At 62.5% G+C, this 16,315-nt stretch carries 15 protein-coding genes and 2 tRNA genes; 10 read left to right on the top strand and 7 right to left on the bottom strand.

Annotation, left to right across the window (positions count from 1 at the left end; genetic code table 11):
• Window positions 1–81: 81 nt before the first annotated feature.
• The 3 genes from I5R65_RS04285 to I5R65_RS04275 form a co-directional block, all read right to left on the bottom strand.
• Window positions 82–157, bottom strand: a tRNA-Lys gene (locus I5R65_RS04285).
• Between the two features lie 72 nt (window positions 158–229).
• Window positions 230–305: transfer RNA gene (locus I5R65_RS04280), tRNA-Lys, on the bottom strand.
• Between the two features lie 214 nt (window positions 306–519).
• On the bottom strand, window positions 520–1,344 hold the full coding sequence (locus I5R65_RS04275) for a spermidine synthase (RefSeq protein WP_180667500.1): 825 nt from the start codon (window positions 1,342–1,344) through the stop codon (window positions 520–522).
• Between the two features lie 184 nt (window positions 1,345–1,528).
• Here I5R65_RS04275 and I5R65_RS04270 point away from each other — a divergent pair, with 184 nt between their 5' ends.
• Both I5R65_RS04270 and I5R65_RS04265 read left to right on the top strand, forming a co-directional pair.
• Window positions 1,529–2,344 carry a MetQ/NlpA family ABC transporter substrate-binding protein gene (locus I5R65_RS04270; protein ID WP_180667501.1) on the top strand — a complete coding sequence of 272 codons (816 nt, stop codon included), beginning with the start codon at window positions 1,529–1,531 and terminating at the stop codon, window positions 2,342–2,344.
• Window positions 2,345–2,426: 82 nt separating this feature from the next.
• Window positions 2,427–2,567 carry a hypothetical protein gene (locus I5R65_RS04265; protein WP_180667503.1) on the top strand — a complete coding sequence of 47 codons (141 nt, stop codon included), beginning with the start codon at window positions 2,427–2,429 and terminating at the stop codon, window positions 2,565–2,567.
• A 16-nt stretch (window positions 2,568–2,583) separates the two neighbouring features.
• Here I5R65_RS04265 and I5R65_RS04260 read toward each other — a convergent pair whose 3' ends face one another.
• The gene (locus I5R65_RS04260; RefSeq protein ID WP_180667505.1) at window positions 2,584–3,168 is read right to left on the bottom strand and encodes a DNA-deoxyinosine glycosylase; all 585 of its coding nucleotides are present in this window, start codon (window positions 3,166–3,168) and stop codon (window positions 2,584–2,586) included.
• A 166-nt stretch (window positions 3,169–3,334) separates the two neighbouring features.
• Here I5R65_RS04260 and I5R65_RS04255 point away from each other — a divergent pair, with 166 nt between their 5' ends.
• The 3 genes from I5R65_RS04255 (at window position 3,335) to I5R65_RS04245 (ending at window position 5,175) form a co-directional block, all read left to right on the top strand.
• Window positions 3,335–4,084, top strand: coding sequence for an SDR family oxidoreductase (locus I5R65_RS04255; protein WP_180667507.1), 750 nt, complete (start codon window positions 3,335–3,337; stop codon window positions 4,082–4,084).
• Window positions 4,085–4,118: 34 nt separating this feature from the next.
• Window positions 4,119–4,565 (top strand): DUF962 domain-containing protein, encoded by a 447-nt coding sequence (locus I5R65_RS04250; protein ID WP_180667509.1) that lies wholly within the window; start codon window positions 4,119–4,121, stop codon window positions 4,563–4,565.
• Between the two features lie 157 nt (window positions 4,566–4,722).
• Window positions 4,723–5,175 (top strand): glycine zipper 2TM domain-containing protein, encoded by a 453-nt coding sequence (locus I5R65_RS04245; RefSeq protein WP_180667510.1) that lies wholly within the window; start codon window positions 4,723–4,725, stop codon window positions 5,173–5,175.
• 61 nt (window positions 5,176–5,236) lie between these two features.
• Here the strand turns inward: I5R65_RS04245 and I5R65_RS04240 are convergent, their stop codons facing one another.
• From I5R65_RS04240 to htpG, 3 genes are all read right to left on the bottom strand, one after another.
• Entirely contained in the window at window positions 5,237–5,815 is a 579-nt protein-coding gene (locus I5R65_RS04240; RefSeq protein ID WP_180667512.1) for a GNAT family N-acetyltransferase, read from the bottom strand.
• Window positions 5,799–6,326, bottom strand: coding sequence for an FUSC family protein (locus I5R65_RS04235; RefSeq protein WP_180667707.1), 528 nt, complete (start codon window positions 6,324–6,326; stop codon window positions 5,799–5,801). Before I5R65_RS04235 ends, I5R65_RS04240 begins: the two co-directional genes overlap by 17 nt.
• A gap of 162 nt (window positions 6,327–6,488) precedes the next feature.
• A complete protein-coding gene (gene htpG, locus I5R65_RS04230) occupies window positions 6,489–8,399 on the bottom strand; it encodes a molecular chaperone HtpG (RefSeq protein WP_180667514.1) in 1,911 nt (636 codons plus the stop codon).
• A 457-nt stretch (window positions 8,400–8,856) separates the two neighbouring features.
• Between htpG and I5R65_RS04225 the strand changes: the two genes are divergently transcribed.
• From I5R65_RS04225 to I5R65_RS04205, 5 genes are all read left to right on the top strand, one after another.
• Window positions 8,857–10,494 (top strand): TolC family protein, encoded by a 1,638-nt coding sequence (locus I5R65_RS04225; RefSeq protein ID WP_219341784.1) that lies wholly within the window; start codon window positions 8,857–8,859, stop codon window positions 10,492–10,494.
• Window positions 10,495–10,506: 12 nt separating this feature from the next.
• Window positions 10,507–11,346 (top strand): OmpA family protein, encoded by an 840-nt coding sequence (locus tag I5R65_RS04220; protein ID WP_180667516.1) that lies wholly within the window; start codon window positions 10,507–10,509, stop codon window positions 11,344–11,346.
• Complete coding sequence (locus I5R65_RS04215) at window positions 11,343–12,716, top strand: HlyD family type I secretion periplasmic adaptor subunit (protein ID WP_180667518.1); 1,374 nt, start codon at window positions 11,343–11,345, stop codon at window positions 12,714–12,716. The genes I5R65_RS04220 and I5R65_RS04215 overlap by 4 nt, the downstream gene beginning before the upstream one ends.
• Before the next feature lie 127 nt (window positions 12,717–12,843).
• Window positions 12,844–14,514 carry a biopolymer transporter ExbB gene (locus I5R65_RS04210; RefSeq protein ID WP_180667519.1) on the top strand — a complete coding sequence of 557 codons (1,671 nt, stop codon included), beginning with the start codon at window positions 12,844–12,846 and terminating at the stop codon, window positions 14,512–14,514.
• A 50-nt stretch (window positions 14,515–14,564) separates the two neighbouring features.
• Complete coding sequence (locus I5R65_RS04205) at window positions 14,565–16,268, top strand: peptidase domain-containing ABC transporter (RefSeq protein WP_180667521.1); 1,704 nt, start codon at window positions 14,565–14,567, stop codon at window positions 16,266–16,268.
• Window positions 16,269–16,315 lie beyond the last annotated feature (47 nt).

Raw genomic sequence — 16,315 nt, 5'->3', positions numbered from 1 at the left:
GAACTGCGAGCAATCAACGAAATGTGAGAAAGGAAAATAAAAAAGGGTTACGGCCTGTGATGGCTGTAACCCTTTTGAATTTGGTGGGGCGTCACAGATTCGAACTGTGGACCTACGGATTAAGAGTCCGCTGCTCTACCAGCTGAGCTAACGCCCCGCGGTGTTCCTGCCAATGCAGGTCGACCTGGAAGTGAAAAAGGCCTCGATGGAAGGAGGCCTTTTGAAATTTTGGTGGGGCGTCACAGATTCGAACTGTGGACCTACGGATTAAGAGTCCGCTGCTCTACCAACTGAGCTAACGCCCCGTTGCTGCACTTCGTTGTTGCTTCAGTGCTGCAAGAGAGAGCGCATTATAGGAGTGGGTAGGGGTGAGTGCAAGCATTTTTTGGGGAAAAGATGAAAATATTTTATCTCATCTGGCTCTGCGCCCCATCCCGGCAGCATTCCTGTGGCGAATTGCGCTCACCGCCCACGTGGTTCCAGACAATGTCAATGCAACAAGCCCCCGACCATATATTGTCATTCCCCAGACTTGATGCCATTGACCCAGGACTTTGCCGGCAGCTTGGTCTGCGTCTCGATCAGGGCCGCCCGTGCATAGAGCTCAGGGAAGTCAAACGCGATCCGACCCTTGAACGCCAGTGCCACGACGTTGCCGTCATGGACTTCGGGCAGCGAGACCACCCGATCGAAGGCGAATTCCATGGCCCGCAGGTTCTTGGCATAGCTGGGATGGTCTCCAAACAGGTTGACCGTCATCACGCCGCCCGGTGCCAGGCTGTCGTAGCAGGCCTGGTAGAACTCCGGGCTGTCCAGCACCGGTCCACGCGCCGTGGCGTCATAGAGATCGACCTGTAGCGCATCGATGATGCCGTGGCTGGCGGCATGGACGATGAAGTCCATGGCATCGCTCTCGATGATCATCAGGCGATCATCCGGCTCGGGCAGCTTGAACATGCTGTGACAGATCGCAATCACCGCCGGGTTCAATTCCACCGCCGTCACCTGTGCTTCAGGAAACTGCCGATAGCTGAACTTGGTCAGCGCACCCGTCCCCAGTCCTAGTTGCACAATGTGTCGCGGCGTACGGTTGAACAGCATCCAGCCCATCATCTGCTGCGCGTATTCCAGCTCGATCCAGTCCGGCTTGCGGATGCGCATGGCGCCTTGCACCCATTCGGTACCGAAGTGCAGGTAGCGCACGCCGTCCAGTTCGGACAGCGTGACCGGCGCGTATTTGGGCTTGCGCGGCTTGTTGCTGTCGGCATCCAGTTGTTGACGGCGGCGATTGGGGCCGGCCTTGGTATTGGCCTGGGCTTCGATGGATTTTCTTTTGATGAGCATGTTCGGTTTGAATCGGGTGCAGCATCCCGAAGAGGAGGGGATGCCGGCGGATGCCGAATGATACCTTGCCTGAACGATGCCCGACGCCTTGCCTGCAATTGCCGCATATCGACATGCGGATTCATTCCTTCTTCCGGGCATGGCTGCATGTGAGGATGCAGTCCTCATCATTTTCGGAGTCACCATGCCTTTCGCTGTACTCATCAAGCGCATCGCGGCCGTCGCCACGCTGGCCTTGGCCGTCGCGCCCCATCTCGCCCACGCCCAGGAAAAAAACAGGATCAAGGTCGGTATCTCGGTCGGCAGCGCCGAAGCCATCTTCGAAGTGGTCAAGAAAGTTGCCGCCCGTGACGGCCTGGAAATCCAGACCGTGGTCTTCAGCGACTATCTGCAACCGAATGCAGCGCTGGCGGCCGGCGATCTTGATGCCAATGCTTTCCAGCACCGTCCCTATCTGGAAAGCCAGATCGCCGCGCGCGGCTACAAGATCGTGCCGATCGGTCTGACCATCACGGCGCCCCTGGGCATCTATTCGCACAAGTTCAAGTCGATCCATCAACTGCCCAATGGCGCCCATATCGGTATCCAGAACGACCCCTCCAACGGCAATCGCGCCTTGCTGCTGTTGCAGAAGGCCGGACTGATCAAGCTCAAGCCGGGCGTGGGTGAAAACGGTGTCAACGCCACACCGCTGGACATCATTGATAATCCCCGCAAGCTCAAGTTGATCGAACTGGACGCCGCACAGCTCCCGCGTTCGCTGGACGACCTGGCCGCGGCGTCGATCAATAACGACTACGCCTACAAGGCCGGCCTGTCATTGCAGAAGGACACCATCGCCGTGGAAGACCCGCGTGGCCGCTACGCCAACATCATCGCCACCCGCGTCGAAGACAAGGACAAGCCTTGGGCCAGGAAACTGGTGCAGGCCTACCACTCCGAGGAAGTGCGCAAGTTCATCGAGACCGAATTCAAGGGCTCGCTGGTGCCGGCCTTCTGAGCCGGGTAGCGCGCAGGAACCGAACCGCCCCCCGGGGCGGTTTTTTCATGCCAATGGCGTCGGCCTCCATTACACTGCCGGCATGATCAAGAATCTCATCCTCTGCCTGAAACTGGCCATCGTCTTCTGCGCCATCGTGTTTTTCGCGAAGGCCTTGCAGTATCTGATTTTCAATGGTGGTCTATCGGGCGAGTTCTACGATTACCTGTTCTTCCGGAAGTGAAGACCAGGCGTCGCGCTCAGTCGAAGTCTCGGTCGGGCCGGGTCAGCGCTTCCCGCCAACGTTCCAGTTTCTGGGCGTAATTCAGCGCGGCGTAGGCCGGACTGCTGGATGGCAACAAGGCAATCCGATACCGCTCTGCAATCGACCCCAATGCCATGCGTCCCAGCTTGGCGGCCGTCCCGCCATTGAAGGCAATCGTATGTAGCTGCGGCAAGGTGGAGACCAAGGCTTGCAGGTCGTTCTGCGAATGATCGCGGATAGCGCTGTCCAGGCTACCTAACCGCCGCGCATTGGCGATCACGTCCCACAGGCCGACGCGATGCTCCAGCAGTTCCGCCAGCCTCGCGTGGTAGTCCATCCCGTACAGGTCCACCCCGACCACATCGCCCACCAGGCGCCAGAATGCATTGCGCGGATGGCCGTAATACTGGCGGATGGCCAGCGACGCGGCGCCCGGCAGGCTGCCCAGGATCAGTGTTTGCGTGTCCTGGGCCACCACCGGCGGAAAGCTGGCCAGCAGGGGATCGCTGGCGGTGAACGCCACCGGTGGATGCACCGGTGGCGGAACCAAGGCGGATTGGGTGGGTTTGCGGTCGGGCATGGTCTACGTCTGGATGAAAAGAATTTCAGCAAGCGCCGCATCCATCTGAACGCGGTCACAATGACCGGCGGCTGCAGACGCCGCGTGCTTGCGGCAAAATGCACATCTTAACGTAATCATCCCCTGCGCCATGGCGCCTGGGCATTTCATCCAAGGGAGACAAGACATGACAGAAAAGGTCATCATCGTCACGGGCGGCAGCCGTGGCATCGGTGCGGCAACCGCCTTGCAGGCTGGCCAGCGCGGCTATGCGGTATGCGTCAACTATGTGAGCAACCGTGATGCCGCCGAGTCGGTGGCCGAACGCATCCGCGCAGCCGGCGGTCGCGCCATCACGGTAGCCGGTGATGTGTCCCGCGAGGAGGACGTGCTGCGACTCTATGCCACGGTAGATGAGCAGCTCGGCCGGGTGAGCGCCCTGGTCAACAACGCCGGTATTCTCGGGCATCAGTCCCGCCTGGAAGACATGAGCGCCGAGCGTATCACCCGCGTGCTGGTCGCCAATGTCACCGGCAGCCTCTTGTGCGCGCGCGAAGCGGTCAAGCGCATGTCCACCCGCCATGGCGGCCAGGGCGGCGCCATCGTCAACCTGTCCTCGATGGCGGCCAAGCTGGGCGGGCCGGGCGAATACGTCGACTACGCCGCCTCCAAGGGGGCCATCGACGCTTTTACCATCGGCCTGTCCAAGGAATTGGCGGGCGAGGGCATTCGCGTCAACGCTGTGCGACCGGGCCTGATCTATACTGACATCCACGCCAGTGGCGGCGAAGCCGGTCGGGTCGACCGTCTCAAGGACGCCGTCCCCATGAAGCGCGGCGGCACTGCCGAGGAAGTCGCCAATGCCATCCTGTGGCTGCTTTCGGACGAAGCGTCCTATGCCACCGGCACCTTCATTGACGTTTCCGGCGGCCGTTGAGCCCGAACGGTTTCATTCCCAGCGGAGAACCAGCATGGACAGCACGATTTCCCCACGGCGCATCGATGAACTGCTGACCCGCTACGGCGAGCATCACCAGCATCCCATGAACGAGCTGATCCATTGCGTTTGCGTGCCCGCCATCGTGTTTGCGGTGCTGGGCCTGTGCTGGCTCATCTCCCCGGCGGTGGCACTGCTGGTCGCGGCGGCAGCGCTGGCCTATTACCTGCGCCTGTCGCCGCCGCTGTCCGTGGGTATGCTTGCCATGTCGGCCCTGATGCTGGTGGTACTGGCGCGGCTGCCCGCGGGTGCAGTGTTGCCCGTGTCGGTCGTGGTCTTCGTGCTGGCCTGGATCGGCCAGTTCGTCGGCCACAGAATAGAGGGGCGCAAGCCCTCCTTCTTCCAGGACCTGCGCTTTCTGTTGGTGGGCCCGCTGTTTGTGCTGGCCTTCGTCTATCGGCGCTGGCATATCCCGTATTGAAGCGGGCAGGGCATTTCCGGAACGGACTCGCTTTGGTTTAAGATGTGGCAGATGGACGGTATCGACCGCCGATGCGCATCATGGCGCGTTGGCGAGGATGGATGCCATCCTTACGCCGCCCGGAGACGGGCCAAAATTTCAGTCGGAGTATTTTGTTATGAAGAAATTGCTTGTGATCGCAGCCCTGGGCTCTCTGGTGGCCGGCTGCGCAGTGACACCCAACTCGGCCAGTGTCTACAATTCCCGCCAGGCACAAGGTGAACAGACCGTACGCATGGGCGTGGTCGAATCGATCCGCAATGTCACCATCGACAAGGGTTCCAGCGGCGTCGGCACCCTCGGTGGCGCCGCGCTCGGCGGCATCGCTGCCGGTTCCAGCATCGGTGGCGGCAATGGCGCACTGGCAGCCGGCATCGTCGGTGCCCTGGCTGGTGGCGTGCTGGGCAACCAGGCTGAAGCGCACCTGAACAACCGTCCCGGCCTGGAAATCACCGTGCGCCTGGACAACGGCGAACTGCGCGCCATCACCCAGGATGCCGACGAGCCGTTCCGTATCGGTGAGCGCGTGCGCCTGCTCTCCAACGGACGTACTACCCGCGTGACCCACTGATCGGCGTCATGGCACCAGAAGAAGCAGGACTGCGGTCCTGCTTTTTTTGTCCTTGCGCAGTTCACAGCGAAGCGCGCAATAACCAAGCCTGCCTCTCCATCCGATATAGCCGATGCATGCGAGATGGATGCATCATTGGCAGTCGTGGGTGCAGGAAGTCTTCTCGCACGTCTGTTCGCATTCCAAGCCTTTGCATTACCGCTAGCGAGCGCAGGTTGGCCGGGATTGTGAACGCTACGATCTGCGGTAGATGCAGTGCCTGGAACCCGAAATCGAAGGCACAATGCGCTGCCTCGCTTACATACCCCTTTCCCCATAGTGCAGGCGCCAGTCGCCAGGCGACTTCCACGGCTGGGGTGAAATGCGCCTCAAATCCCACATGCATCAAGCCGACGAGTCCCGCGAACTCTGCCACGTCCGGTATTTCCAGTGCCCATGGGCCGAAGCCGAACTCATCGAAATGGGCTTCGATACGATCCGCCAAAGCGTCGCTCTCGGAGCGCGTCAGTGGGGCCGGGAAGTGCTGCATGGCCACGGGATCGCCATTGAGATCTGCCAACGGGCCCCGGTCGGTCGGTCGCCATGGGCGTAGTAGTACGCGTGGTCCCCTGAGGAGGGCTTTTTCAGGAGCGCGCAGCATTCTCATCCTCCGGCTTTGAGCGCAACTTGAGCAGCCACATGTAGATCACCGTCTCCAGCAGCGCCACCGCGCTGCCGATGATGACTTCGCCCACCCGCATCAGCGCCAGGTGCAACTCCTGACTCAGGCCCTGACCGGTAAAGGCCGCCGACAGCAGGATCACCACGGTGGCCGGCCCCAGCCGCCAGTTGCTGGGATAGTTCTGCAGCAGCATGGCGACCACCACGGCCGCAGTCAGCGCCACCAGCATGGCCAGGAAGGTCGGGCCGAACAGTACCAGCGCGATACACGAGACGATGCAGCCCGAAATGGTATTGATCAGCCGCGCCCGGAAATTGGCCTTGGCCACCGTCATGTCCGGCTCGGTGACGATAATCAGGGAGATCATGGCCCAGTAGGGTTCGGCGATGCCCAGGGCACGCAATCCATACCACAGGATCAGGCAGCCGGAGAGGATCTTGACCAGGTAGGCCAGGGCATTCTTGCGGGGATTGATGAAGTGCAGTTCCATGGAAGCGGGCCAGAAGGAGGGGCGATGGATGGGGGCGATGTTAACCATGCACGGACAACCCGGCAAGCCTCCATGCAAAACGCCGCCGCACCCGGAGTGACCGGAGTGCTGCGGCGTCTCTAGCGATGGATGGCACCCGAGCCGGGCGCCAGCTGCTCCTGCTTACTTGCCAGCCATGGCCAGCAGCATGTCATTGGTCCGCTTGACGAAGCTGGCCGGGTCGGCCAGCGCGCCGCCTTCGGCCAGCAGGGCCTGGTCGTACAGGATGTGCGACCAGTCGTCGAAGCGCGCCTCTTCATACTTCAGGCGCTGCACCAGCGGGTGATCCGGATTGATTTCCAGGGTCGGCTTGGAATCCGGCGCGGCCTGTCCAGCTGCCTTCAACATGCGCACCAGATTGCCCGACAGCTCGTTCTCGTCGGCCACCAGGCAAGCCGGGGAGTCGGTCAGGCGGAAGGTCACGCGTACATCCTTGGCCTTGTCGGCCAGGGCGGTCTTCATCTTCTCGACCAGGTCCTTGTATTCGGCCTGCGTATCTTCATGCTGCTTCTTCTCGGCCTCGTTTTCCAGCTGGCCCAGATCCAGGCCACCCTTGGCCACCGAGGCCAGTTCCTTGCCCTCGAACTCGGTCAGGAAGGACAGCATCCATTCGTCCACGCGGTCCGTCAGCAGCAGCACTTCCACCCCCTTCTTGCGGAAGATTTCCAGGTGCGGGCTGTTCTTGGCCGCTGGGAAGGTTTCGGCGGTGACGTAATAGATCTTGTCCTGGCCTTCCTTCATGCGGCCCAGGTAATCGGCCAGCGCGACGTTCTGCACCTCGCTGTCGTTATGGGTCGAGGCGAAGCGCAGCAGCTTGGCGATGCGCTCCTTGTTGGCCGCGTCTTCGCCGATGCCTTCCTTGAGCACCTGGCCGAACTCGGTCCAGAAGCTGGCGTACTTGTCCTTCTGCGCCTGGTCCTCGCTGTTGGCCAGCTCTTCCAGCAGGCCCAGCACGCGCTTGGCCGAACCATCGCGGATGGCACGCACGTCGCGCGACTCCTGCAGGATTTCGCGCGACACGTTCAGCGGCAGGTCGGCCGAGTCGATCACGCCCTTGACGAAGCGCAGGTAGACCGGCATCAGCTGCTCGGCGTCATCCATGATGAACACGCGCTTGACGTAGAGCTTGATGCCGCCGCGCTTGTTGCGGTCCCACAGGTCGAACGGGGCGCGCGCCGGGATGTAGAGCAGCTGCGTATATTCGCTGCGACCTTCGACCCGGTTGTGGGTATAGGCCAGCGGTGCGCCGAAGTCGTGCGACACGTGCTTGTAGAACTCTTCATATTGTTCCGGCGTGATCTCGGACTTGCTGCGGCTCCAGAGCGCGCTGGCCTGGTTCACGGTCTCCAGCTCGTCCTTCTGTACGGTTTCCTTCTTTTCCTCGTCCCATTCTTCCTTGTGCATCAGGATGGGCAGGGAAATGTGATCCGAATACTTGCGGATGATGGACTTCAACTGCCAGGCCGAGAGGAACTCGTCCTCACCCTCGCGCAGGTGCAGGATGATGTCGGTGCCACGGGTCGGTTTGTCGATCTGCTCGATGGAGAAATCGCCCGCGCCTTCGGATTCCCAGCGCACGCCCTCAGCGGCCGGGGTGCCGGCACGGCGCGTCTCGACCGTGATGCGGTCGGCGATGATGAAACCGGAATAGAAGCCCACGCCGAACTGGCCGATCAGGGCCGCATCCCTTTGCTGGTCGCCCGACAGGCGGGAGAAGAATTCCTTGGTGCCCGACTTGGCGATGGTACCCAGGTGCGAAATGGCTTCGTCACGGTTCATGCCGATGCCATTGTCGGAAATGGTGATGGTGCGCGCCGCCTTGTCGAAGCTGATCCGGATCTTCAGTTCCGCGTCGTCCTCGTACAGATCGGCGTTGTTGATCGCCTCGAAGCGCAGCTTGTCGGCCGCATCGGAGGCGTTGGAGACCAGCTCGCGCAGGAAGATTTCCTTGTTCGAATACAGCGAATGGATCATCAACTGCAGCAGTTGCTTGACTTCGGCCTGGAAGCCCATGGTCTGTTTTTCGGTGGCCATGTTTGTGTCCTTATTGAAGAAATGGATGAGTTGAATAGCTTGCGGCAATCGCCTGTGGGCTGGATATAGGGAGAGACTTGTGGTTTTTCAACCGCATTTTCAAAGAGTTTTTCAGTTCGTTGGCCATCTGCGGTATTTCCTGATGGCACGGCAGCAACAAGCTCACCATAATTGCGAATATTAATTTTTATCAAGTCAATTGAAATTAAACGGTTTTTTGGCCTTATTTGTAATTGAGTTGCAATCCTCGAGTGATAGAATTGTTTTGACAAAATAGTAATAATTTTCGCTTTTCCCCAAAAGAGGGAGGCGGAAGCGGAGGGCCAGGCCGGGACTTGCAAAGAATAAGAATATGCGTCCCGTGCCTGATAACTGGAATTGCAGCGCTGGCTGGCGATTCTTTCCTAAGGGTGTTTTGGGGCAGGGGAGGCCGGTCCGGTACCGGCTGATCGCGTTGATGAGAGTTTTCAAGAGCAAACCGTTCATATTCGCAGTTTCACTCGGACTGACCGCGCCCCAGATGGCACGGTCTGCAGATAACCCGCCGCTACCGGCGGAGCCGCCGGCAGCGTCCAGAGCGGCGGTGAACGTACCGCCCCAGAACGGCGGCACCCTGGATGTACCGCCCCAGATCCGCCTGGGCGCCGATCCGGCCGGTCCGGCGCTGGCCGACTATCGCCTGCCGGCCTTGCCGGCCGATACCCCGGCGCCTTCGGCGCAGGATGAAATCCTGCTGCTGTTGCGCCAGTCCGATCCCGCCTTTTCAGGCAATCTCATCGCACTGCCCCAGATCAGCATCGTCACCGAGGGCGATGTCGTCCCCGACCTGACCCTGCGCAGCGTGCTGGACCTGGCGCTCAACAACAGCTACAGCTATGCCGCCACGGCGGCCCAGGCCGACCAGGCCCGCTATGCGTCCAAGGCCACTGCCGGGCAGATGGGGCCGACCCTGGACGTGCGGGCGCAGAAGGGCAACGAGTATTCCTCGCCTTCCTCCGTGCTCGACCCCAATACCGGCCTGGTACAGCGTGCGAACTACCACAAGCGCTGGGATGTCACGCTGATCGGCCGCCAGCCCATCTTCGCGCCCGGCTCCTACTACGACTACCGCAAGTCCAGTTCCCTGGCTGATGCCGCCGACCTGCGCCGCGACGACGCCCGCGAGACCCTGTACTACAACGCCATCAAGGCCTACTACGACGTCATGCGGGCGTATGCCTCGCTGTCCTTCGCCCGCAGCTATTCGCAGCGCATGAGCGCCTTGCTGGACTACATGAACAAGCGTCTCGAAGGCGGCGGCGCCAGTCGTATCGATTTCGAACGCGTGCGCGGCCGCTCGCTGACTGCCCAGTCCGCCGTGGCCGAGGCTGAAGGTGCCCTGGAAAGCGCCATGGTGACCCTGAACCAGGTCACCGGTCGCAAGATCGAGCAACTGGAAGTGCCCGACCACATGATGCCGGTGGTTCCCGACACCTCCAGACTGGCCCTGCAGGACGTCTATGACACCAATCCCGGCGTGCGTGCCGCCCGGCGCGATCTGGATGCGGCCAACCAGGAACTGAAGTCGGCCCGTGCCAAGTTCTCGCCCACGCTGGCGCTGGAATGGACCCAGATCAAGAGCCGTGGTGTCGGCGGCGCCATCGATACCACCACCAACGCCCTGCAGCAGACCACCGACCGCCGCCTGATGCTGGTGATGTCGATGAACCTGCTCAACGGCGGCTCCGACGTCTATTACACCAAGCAGGCCGGCGCCAAGTACGTCGAAAAGAGCAACACCGCGCTGGACCTGGAACGCAAGTTGCGTGAGCAGATCGAGATCAACTACCGCACCCTGGGCGCGGTGAGAAAGCGCATGGAAATCTCGCGCCAGGCGTACCTGACCAATGCCAACGTGGCCGATGTCTTCCTGGAACAGTTGTCCACCGGCAGCAAGCAATTGCTGGACGTGCTGGATGCCTACCAGCAGGCCTACCAGGCGCGTACCGATTTTGCCAACCTGCTGTTCCAGCAGGCCGACATCAGCTATCAGATCCTGCGCAATACGGGGCGCGCCTCGGCGCTGGAAACCCTGCCCGCGCGGGCAGCGAAATAGGACGGGGGACACATGGAGGGCGGAAGGGAACAGAATTTCTGGCCAGGCTTCGTGGACGCGCTGTCCAACGTAGTGCTGGTGATGATCTTCGTGGTGGTGGTGTTCGTGGTGACCTTGTTCTACTACTCGCAGAAGCTGGCGCAGACCAAGGTCAGCCAGTTGATCTCGCAGACGCAGAGCCACAACCAGCGCGAGGTCAAGGCATCCCGGAAAGATGTGGCGGCCGCCGAACGCAGCGGGGCCGAGCGCCAGAACGAGAATGCGCCCACTAACGCCAGCAGTGCCAGCAGCGCAGCCAACAACGCCGCATCGAGCGCTGCCGAGACCCCGGGCGAGCGCGAGAAGGCCAAGGAAATCGAACAGCTCAAGCGCGAAGTGGCGACCCTGAAAGCCAAGCTGGCCGCACCGCCGCTGCAATCGGACAATGGCAGCCTGCGTAGCAGCGCCGCGCCATCCAGCCCCAACGCGATCCAGGTCAAGACCGAACCCAACGACAAGGAAGTGGCTCCCGGCCTGCGCATTGATGCCAACGAAAAGGCCGTCACCCTGAATTTCGACGCCGACTCCACCCAGTTGAACGAGGAGGGCGGCAAGGCCCTCGACAAGAGCATCGGCGACTGGGTCCGGCGCGTCAAATCCAGCCAGGGCAAGATCGTGGTCACCGGCGTCATCGGCAGTGGCAGCTACAGTGAAAGCCGCCGCCGTGCCTACTACCGCACCGTCGCCGTGCGCAATTACCTCATCGATGCCGGGGTCGACAAGGAGCGCGTGACCAGTCGCGTGGCCACCGACCAGAACGGTAGCGGCAACGACGCCCGCGTGGTCGTGCAATATCAGGCCTCGGCAAAATGACGCTCTCGCTCAAGCCCGGCGCCGACCACGGGATTGCCTCCCGCGGCAAGGGCTTCATGCGCCGCGTGGCGCCGCGCCTGGACCGCCGCCTGGGCCAGTTGCACGCCATGCCGCGTCCGCGCCTGGCGGTTCTGGCCTGTGCGCTGTTGCTGGCCTTGCTGGTGCTGTGGTCGATCCTGGCACCGATCGACATGGTGGTGCGCGGCAGCGGGCGCATCGTCGCCTCAGAACATAACCAGGTGATCCAGCATCTGGAGGGCGGCATCGTCTCGGCCATCCTGGTGCGCGAAGGCGCGGTGGTCAAGAAGGGCCAGACCCTGATCTCCATTGCCGACGTGCGTGCCAATGCCGACCTCGGCGAAGGCCGCGTGAAAATCCTCGGCCTGCGCGCCAGGATGGCGCGGCTCTCGGCCGAATCCTCCGGCGCGGCCAGCCTGCAGATGCCGGCCGATCTGGAACGCGATGATCCGGCCGTGCAAAGCGAACAGGCTGCCTTCGCCGCCCGCGCCGCCAAGCTGACGCAGGAAATGTCGGTGCTGCGCGAACAGGCCGCCCAGCGTCAGGGCGAACTGGGCGAGGCCGTGAGCCGCCAGAAGAGCCAGGCCAGCGAAGTCGACCTGGCCCAGCGCCAGTACAAGCTGATCCACAACATGCTGGAGCGCAATGCCGCCTCCCAGCTGGAAGATATCCAGGCCGCGGCCCGCGTGCAGGATGCACAGAGCCGGCTGGCTGCCACCGACGCCATGATCCCGCGCCTGAAGGCCGCCATCGCCGAATCCCAGGCCAAGATGGGGGAAGCTTCCTCGCGCTTTCGCTCTGATGCCCGTACCGACCTGACCGCCACCGAAAACGAACTGGCGCGCCTGCAGGAAGAAATCAAGTCGCGCAATGACCGGGTTTCCCGCTCCGAAGTCAAGGCGCCCATGGATGGCGTGGTCAACCGCGTCATGATCAATACCGTGGGCGGGGTGGTGCGCCCGGGCGACCCCATCATCGAGATGACCCCCAGCGACGACAAGCTGGTCATCGAAGCCCGTATCTCCCCCACCGACCGCGCCGAACTGGTCACCGGCGCCCGTGCGCGGGTCAAGGTCTCGGCCTATGACTATGGCGTCTATGGCGCCATGGAAGGTGTGGTCACCGAGATCAGCGCCGATACCGTCCCCGACGAGAACAACCAGCGCGGCGAGCGCAGCTATCGCATCAAGATCGCCGTGCAGCGCGGCGACAGCGCCTTGCAGCGCAAGCTGGACCTGATGCCCGGCATGACCGCCAGCGCCGACATCATCGTCGGCCGCCGTACCGTCTGGCAGTACCTGATGTCGCCCCTGTCGCGCTTCGGCCAGGGTGCCCTGCGGGAGCCGCGATGACTGTCGCGCACCGCCTGCAAGCCCGGTTTCACCGGTCGCAAACGCCCACCCCGATGGGTGTTGCGACCGTTGACGTTTTCTGCACCATCCACATCCCCTGCGTTCTTTTCTCCGGAACCTCGCACGTATGAAAAACCTTCGCCAGTTCTATGCACTTGCCGCCATCCCGACGCTCCTGCTGCTGTTGGGCGCCTTCCTGTTCCGGGGCTTCGTGGGGCATGCCATCCAGATCAACCCCTTCCTGAACCTGTTCATCATCGCCGTGGCGCTGTTCGGGATCGGCCTGATCGGCTACAACCTGTACCGCGTCAACTGGGAACACACCAAGCTGATGCAGTTCTATGACCGCACCAAGGCCGGCGAATCCATGGAAAGCCTGGTCAAGGCGCCCGAGTTTGCCGGTACCGAGATCGGTCAGGTCCTGGTGAGCGTGGCCAGCACCAAGGGCCGCCTGACCTCGCGTATCGAACAGGAAACCATCGAAGGCTCCCTGCACGACCTGCGCGCCCACCTCGACGCCAAGACCGAGTTCCCGCAATTCCTGACCGGCTTCATGATCGCGCTGGGCCTGCTGGGGACCTTCATCGGCCTGCTCGAAACCCTGGTCAGCACCGCCGAACTGATCGACGGCTTCGGCAAGGCCAGTACCGGCGGCGACCTGGATGCCTCCTTCATGCACCTGGTGGCCGACCTGCAGAAACCGCTGGCCTCGATGGGCACCGCCTTCTCGGCCTCGATGTTCGGCCTGATCGGTTCGCTGGTTCTGGGCCTGACCCTGACACCGCTGCGCGCGGCCAGCAAGAAGCTGGTGGCCCGCGCCCGCGAATGCATCAGCGACATGGTGCAGCACGTGGTGCACGATGCCACCGGTCCGGCTGCCACTCAACGCCAGGGCGTGTCCGAATCATTCCTGGCCGAATTCCTGCAGGATCTGATGGTCTTGCAGCGTGAATCCATCATGGCCGCCCGCAACAGCTCGGAAGCGTCGCTGCAGGCCGGCATCAAGCTCGAAGGCCTCAATGACCGCTTGAACAACATCGTCCAGCTCTTCAACGACAGCATGGAAGAATCGCGTAGCCTGCGCCAACTGGTGGCCTTCGGCCCGCGCATGCATGAAACCGCGCAGCAGACGCTGGAAGAAATCCGTACCGTCGGCCAGTTGATCAACACCAAGATCACCTCGGCGCGCGACCTCTCCGACAGCCTGTCCTCGCTGGAAGAACGCCTCTCGGTCAACGGCGACATCGCCAACCGTACCTTCGAAGTGCTGCCGCAGATCGTCACCACCATCCAGGCCGGCCAGCTGGCGCTGTCCACCGCGCTGAGCTCGCTGCAGACGCAGCAGGGCGAAATCTCCAACATGAACGAAAAGAACGCGCAGAACATCGCGCAACTGCCGGCCCTGCTGAACCAGATTTCCGTGCGCCTGGCCGACGAGATGGGCGCCATCCAGTACCAGGGCGAACTGCAGGCCACCGTCGCGGCACGCCTGAACGAACTGGGCAACACCATCGGCGAGAACTCCAGCAACATGGCCCGCGATGCGCTGTCGGCACGCCAGCTGCAGATCGACCTGGCCAAGCACATGGCGACCCAGAACGACCGCGTCAAGAACCTGGGCGCGATCCCGCAATCGCTGACCTCCATCACCGAAGCCCTGATGCGCCAGAACATCAATTGGCAGACCGTCATCGACGAAATGCGCAGTGGCCGCCAGACCATGGTCAAGGACCTGCGCCTGGAACTGCGCGAAGCCATCCGCGAAATCACCACCGCCAACCGCGGCGGCCAGGCCTGAGCGCGGCATAACGCCACACAACGCAGCATAAGAGAATCGGCCACCGCACCATGAACGCCAGCGAACAGGTCCACATCGATCAGCCGCACGTCCTGCAGGACCTGCGGCAGGACCCCAGCTACCTGTCGCTGCTGCGCGCCTATGGCAGTCGCTTCGTGGAGATCATCGTGGCCGGGGTGCTGGTCAACCTGCTGGGCCTGCTCATGCCGCTGTATTCGCGGCTGATCTACGACAAGGTCCTGGGCAACCACATCCCGGAGACACTCTGGGCGCTGACCCTGGGCATGCTGCTGTTCATGGCGCTGGAAATGGTATTGCGCGTCATCCGCGTGTACTACACCGAACAACTGGCCGGGCGCCTGGATACCGAGTTCGACGAGGTCTCGGCACGTCGCCTCTTGACCGCCAAGGTGCAGGCCCCGGTCGGGGTGGTGCTGGCACGTTACCGCGATCTTTCGGCCGCGCGTGACCTGTTGTCCTCCAACTACATGCTGTTGCTGGTGGACTTGCCCTTCCTGCTGCTCTATCTGGTGGTGCTGGGCCTGATCGGCGGCCACATGGTGTGGGTGCTGCTGGTGGGCGGAGCCCTGCTGGTGGGACTGCAGCTCTTGCTCAAGGTGCCGGCCAACGACTATGCCAATACCGCCATGAAGGCCGGCGCCGGCAAGGTCGACAAGCTCGCCAGCATCGTCTACGGCATGGAAACCCTGAAGACCACGCCCTTGCAGGACAGGCTCCTGCGCAGTTTCCAGATCGACGCCGCCGCCAATGCCGTGGCCCAGGCCAAGAGCCGTTTCTGGATGAATACCAGCTATGCCATTTCCAGCGTTGGCTACACCTTCATCTCGGTGGCCACGCTGGTGGTGGGCGTCTATCTGGTGGAAGACAACCTCTTGACCGTGGGCGCACTGATCGCCTGTTCACTCCTGATCAGCCGTGCCGCCACGGTGCTGTCGTCGCTGGCGGCGCTGTTGGGGCGCATCGAGATGTTTCGCCGCGCCCGCGCCGAATTCGACCAGATCTTCGAGGCCCAGCCCGAGACCGCCAGCGCCGACGTGCTGCGCCAGGAAATGCGCGGCCTGATCCAGGTCGGCAACCTGCTGCTGCACCTGGACAAGAAGGAAACCCCGACCCTCAAGCATGTCTCCCTGACCGTGCAGCCGGGCGAGAAGGTCGGCATCGTTGGCCGCTCCGGTTCCGGCAAGTCCACGCTGCTGCGTGCGCTGGCCGGGCTGCATCATCCCGACGAGGGCCATGTGCTCATCGATGGCGTGGCCGTGACGGCCTATGCCCCTGAGGTCCGCATGCGCTGCATCGGCTTCAAGCCGCAGGAACCCTTCCTCTTCGATGGCACGGTGGCGGCCAATATCTTCGTTGGCGACCGCGTGCCGGGGCAGGTGTACGAGGCGGCGCTGGCGGTGTCCTCGCTGGACGACCTGATCGCCCGTGGCGAGCTGCGGCTGGACCAGGTCATCAAGGCGCCGGGCAATCTTTCCGGTGGCCAGCGCCAGATGGTGGCCCTGGCCCGGGTGGTCGCCAGCACGCCGCGCATCCTGCTGCTGGACGAGCCCACCACCGGCGTGGACCAGCAGACCGAGGCCCGCATCATCGAGCGCCTGGTTGCCTATGCCGGCCCGCGCACGCTGGTGGTGGCCACCCATAGCCCCGCGCTGTTGCAGCACATGGACCGCATCGTCGTCATCGACGGCGGCCGCATCGTGGCCGACGGGCCGCGGGCCCAGATTTTGCAGTAACGCCGTGCAGTCCACGGCGAACCTGATTCGAACCGATCTTCGATAGC

It is taken from the genome of Herbaspirillum sp. AP02 (genome assembly GCF_015767275.1).
Lineage (GTDB): Bacteria > Pseudomonadota > Gammaproteobacteria > Burkholderiales > Burkholderiaceae_D > Herbaspirillum.
This window is presented reverse-complemented; position numbering and strand designations above follow the sequence as displayed.

What these genes read in the sequence shown, in the direction of transcription:
- htpG (WP_180667514.1), bottom strand. Translation starts at nt 8,399, where the DNA reads ATGGCCACCGAAAAACAGACCATGGGCTTCCAGGCCGAAGTCAAGCAA.
- I5R65_RS04235 (WP_180667707.1), bottom strand. Translation starts at nt 6,326, where the DNA reads ATGGAACTGCACTTCATCAATCCCCGCAAGAATGCCCTGGCCTACCTG.
- I5R65_RS04270 (WP_180667501.1), top strand. Translation starts at nt 1,529, where the DNA reads ATGCCTTTCGCTGTACTCATCAAGCGCATCGCGGCCGTCGCCACGCTG.
- I5R65_RS04240 (WP_180667512.1), bottom strand. Translation starts at nt 5,815, where the DNA reads ATGCTGCGCGCTCCTGAAAAAGCCCTCCTCAGGGGACCACGCGTACTA.
- I5R65_RS04220 (WP_180667516.1), top strand. Translation starts at nt 10,507, where the DNA reads ATGGAGGGCGGAAGGGAACAGAATTTCTGGCCAGGCTTCGTGGACGCG.
- I5R65_RS04255 (WP_180667507.1), top strand. Translation starts at nt 3,335, where the DNA reads ATGACAGAAAAGGTCATCATCGTCACGGGCGGCAGCCGTGGCATCGGT.
- I5R65_RS04275 (WP_180667500.1), bottom strand. Translation starts at nt 1,344, where the DNA reads ATGCTCATCAAAAGAAAATCCATCGAAGCCCAGGCCAATACCAAGGCC.
- I5R65_RS04215 (WP_180667518.1), top strand. Translation starts at nt 11,343, where the DNA reads ATGACGCTCTCGCTCAAGCCCGGCGCCGACCACGGGATTGCCTCCCGC.
- I5R65_RS04265 (WP_180667503.1), top strand. Translation starts at nt 2,427, where the DNA reads ATGATCAAGAATCTCATCCTCTGCCTGAAACTGGCCATCGTCTTCTGC.
- I5R65_RS04205 (WP_180667521.1), top strand. Translation starts at nt 14,565, where the DNA reads ATGAACGCCAGCGAACAGGTCCACATCGATCAGCCGCACGTCCTGCAG.
- I5R65_RS04225 (WP_219341784.1), top strand. Translation starts at nt 8,857, where the DNA reads ATGAGAGTTTTCAAGAGCAAACCGTTCATATTCGCAGTTTCACTCGGA.
- I5R65_RS04250 (WP_180667509.1), top strand. Translation starts at nt 4,119, where the DNA reads ATGGACAGCACGATTTCCCCACGGCGCATCGATGAACTGCTGACCCGC.
- I5R65_RS04260 (WP_180667505.1), bottom strand. Translation starts at nt 3,168, where the DNA reads ATGCCCGACCGCAAACCCACCCAATCCGCCTTGGTTCCGCCACCGGTG.
- I5R65_RS04245 (WP_180667510.1), top strand. Translation starts at nt 4,723, where the DNA reads ATGAAGAAATTGCTTGTGATCGCAGCCCTGGGCTCTCTGGTGGCCGGC.
- I5R65_RS04210 (WP_180667519.1), top strand. Translation starts at nt 12,844, where the DNA reads ATGAAAAACCTTCGCCAGTTCTATGCACTTGCCGCCATCCCGACGCTC.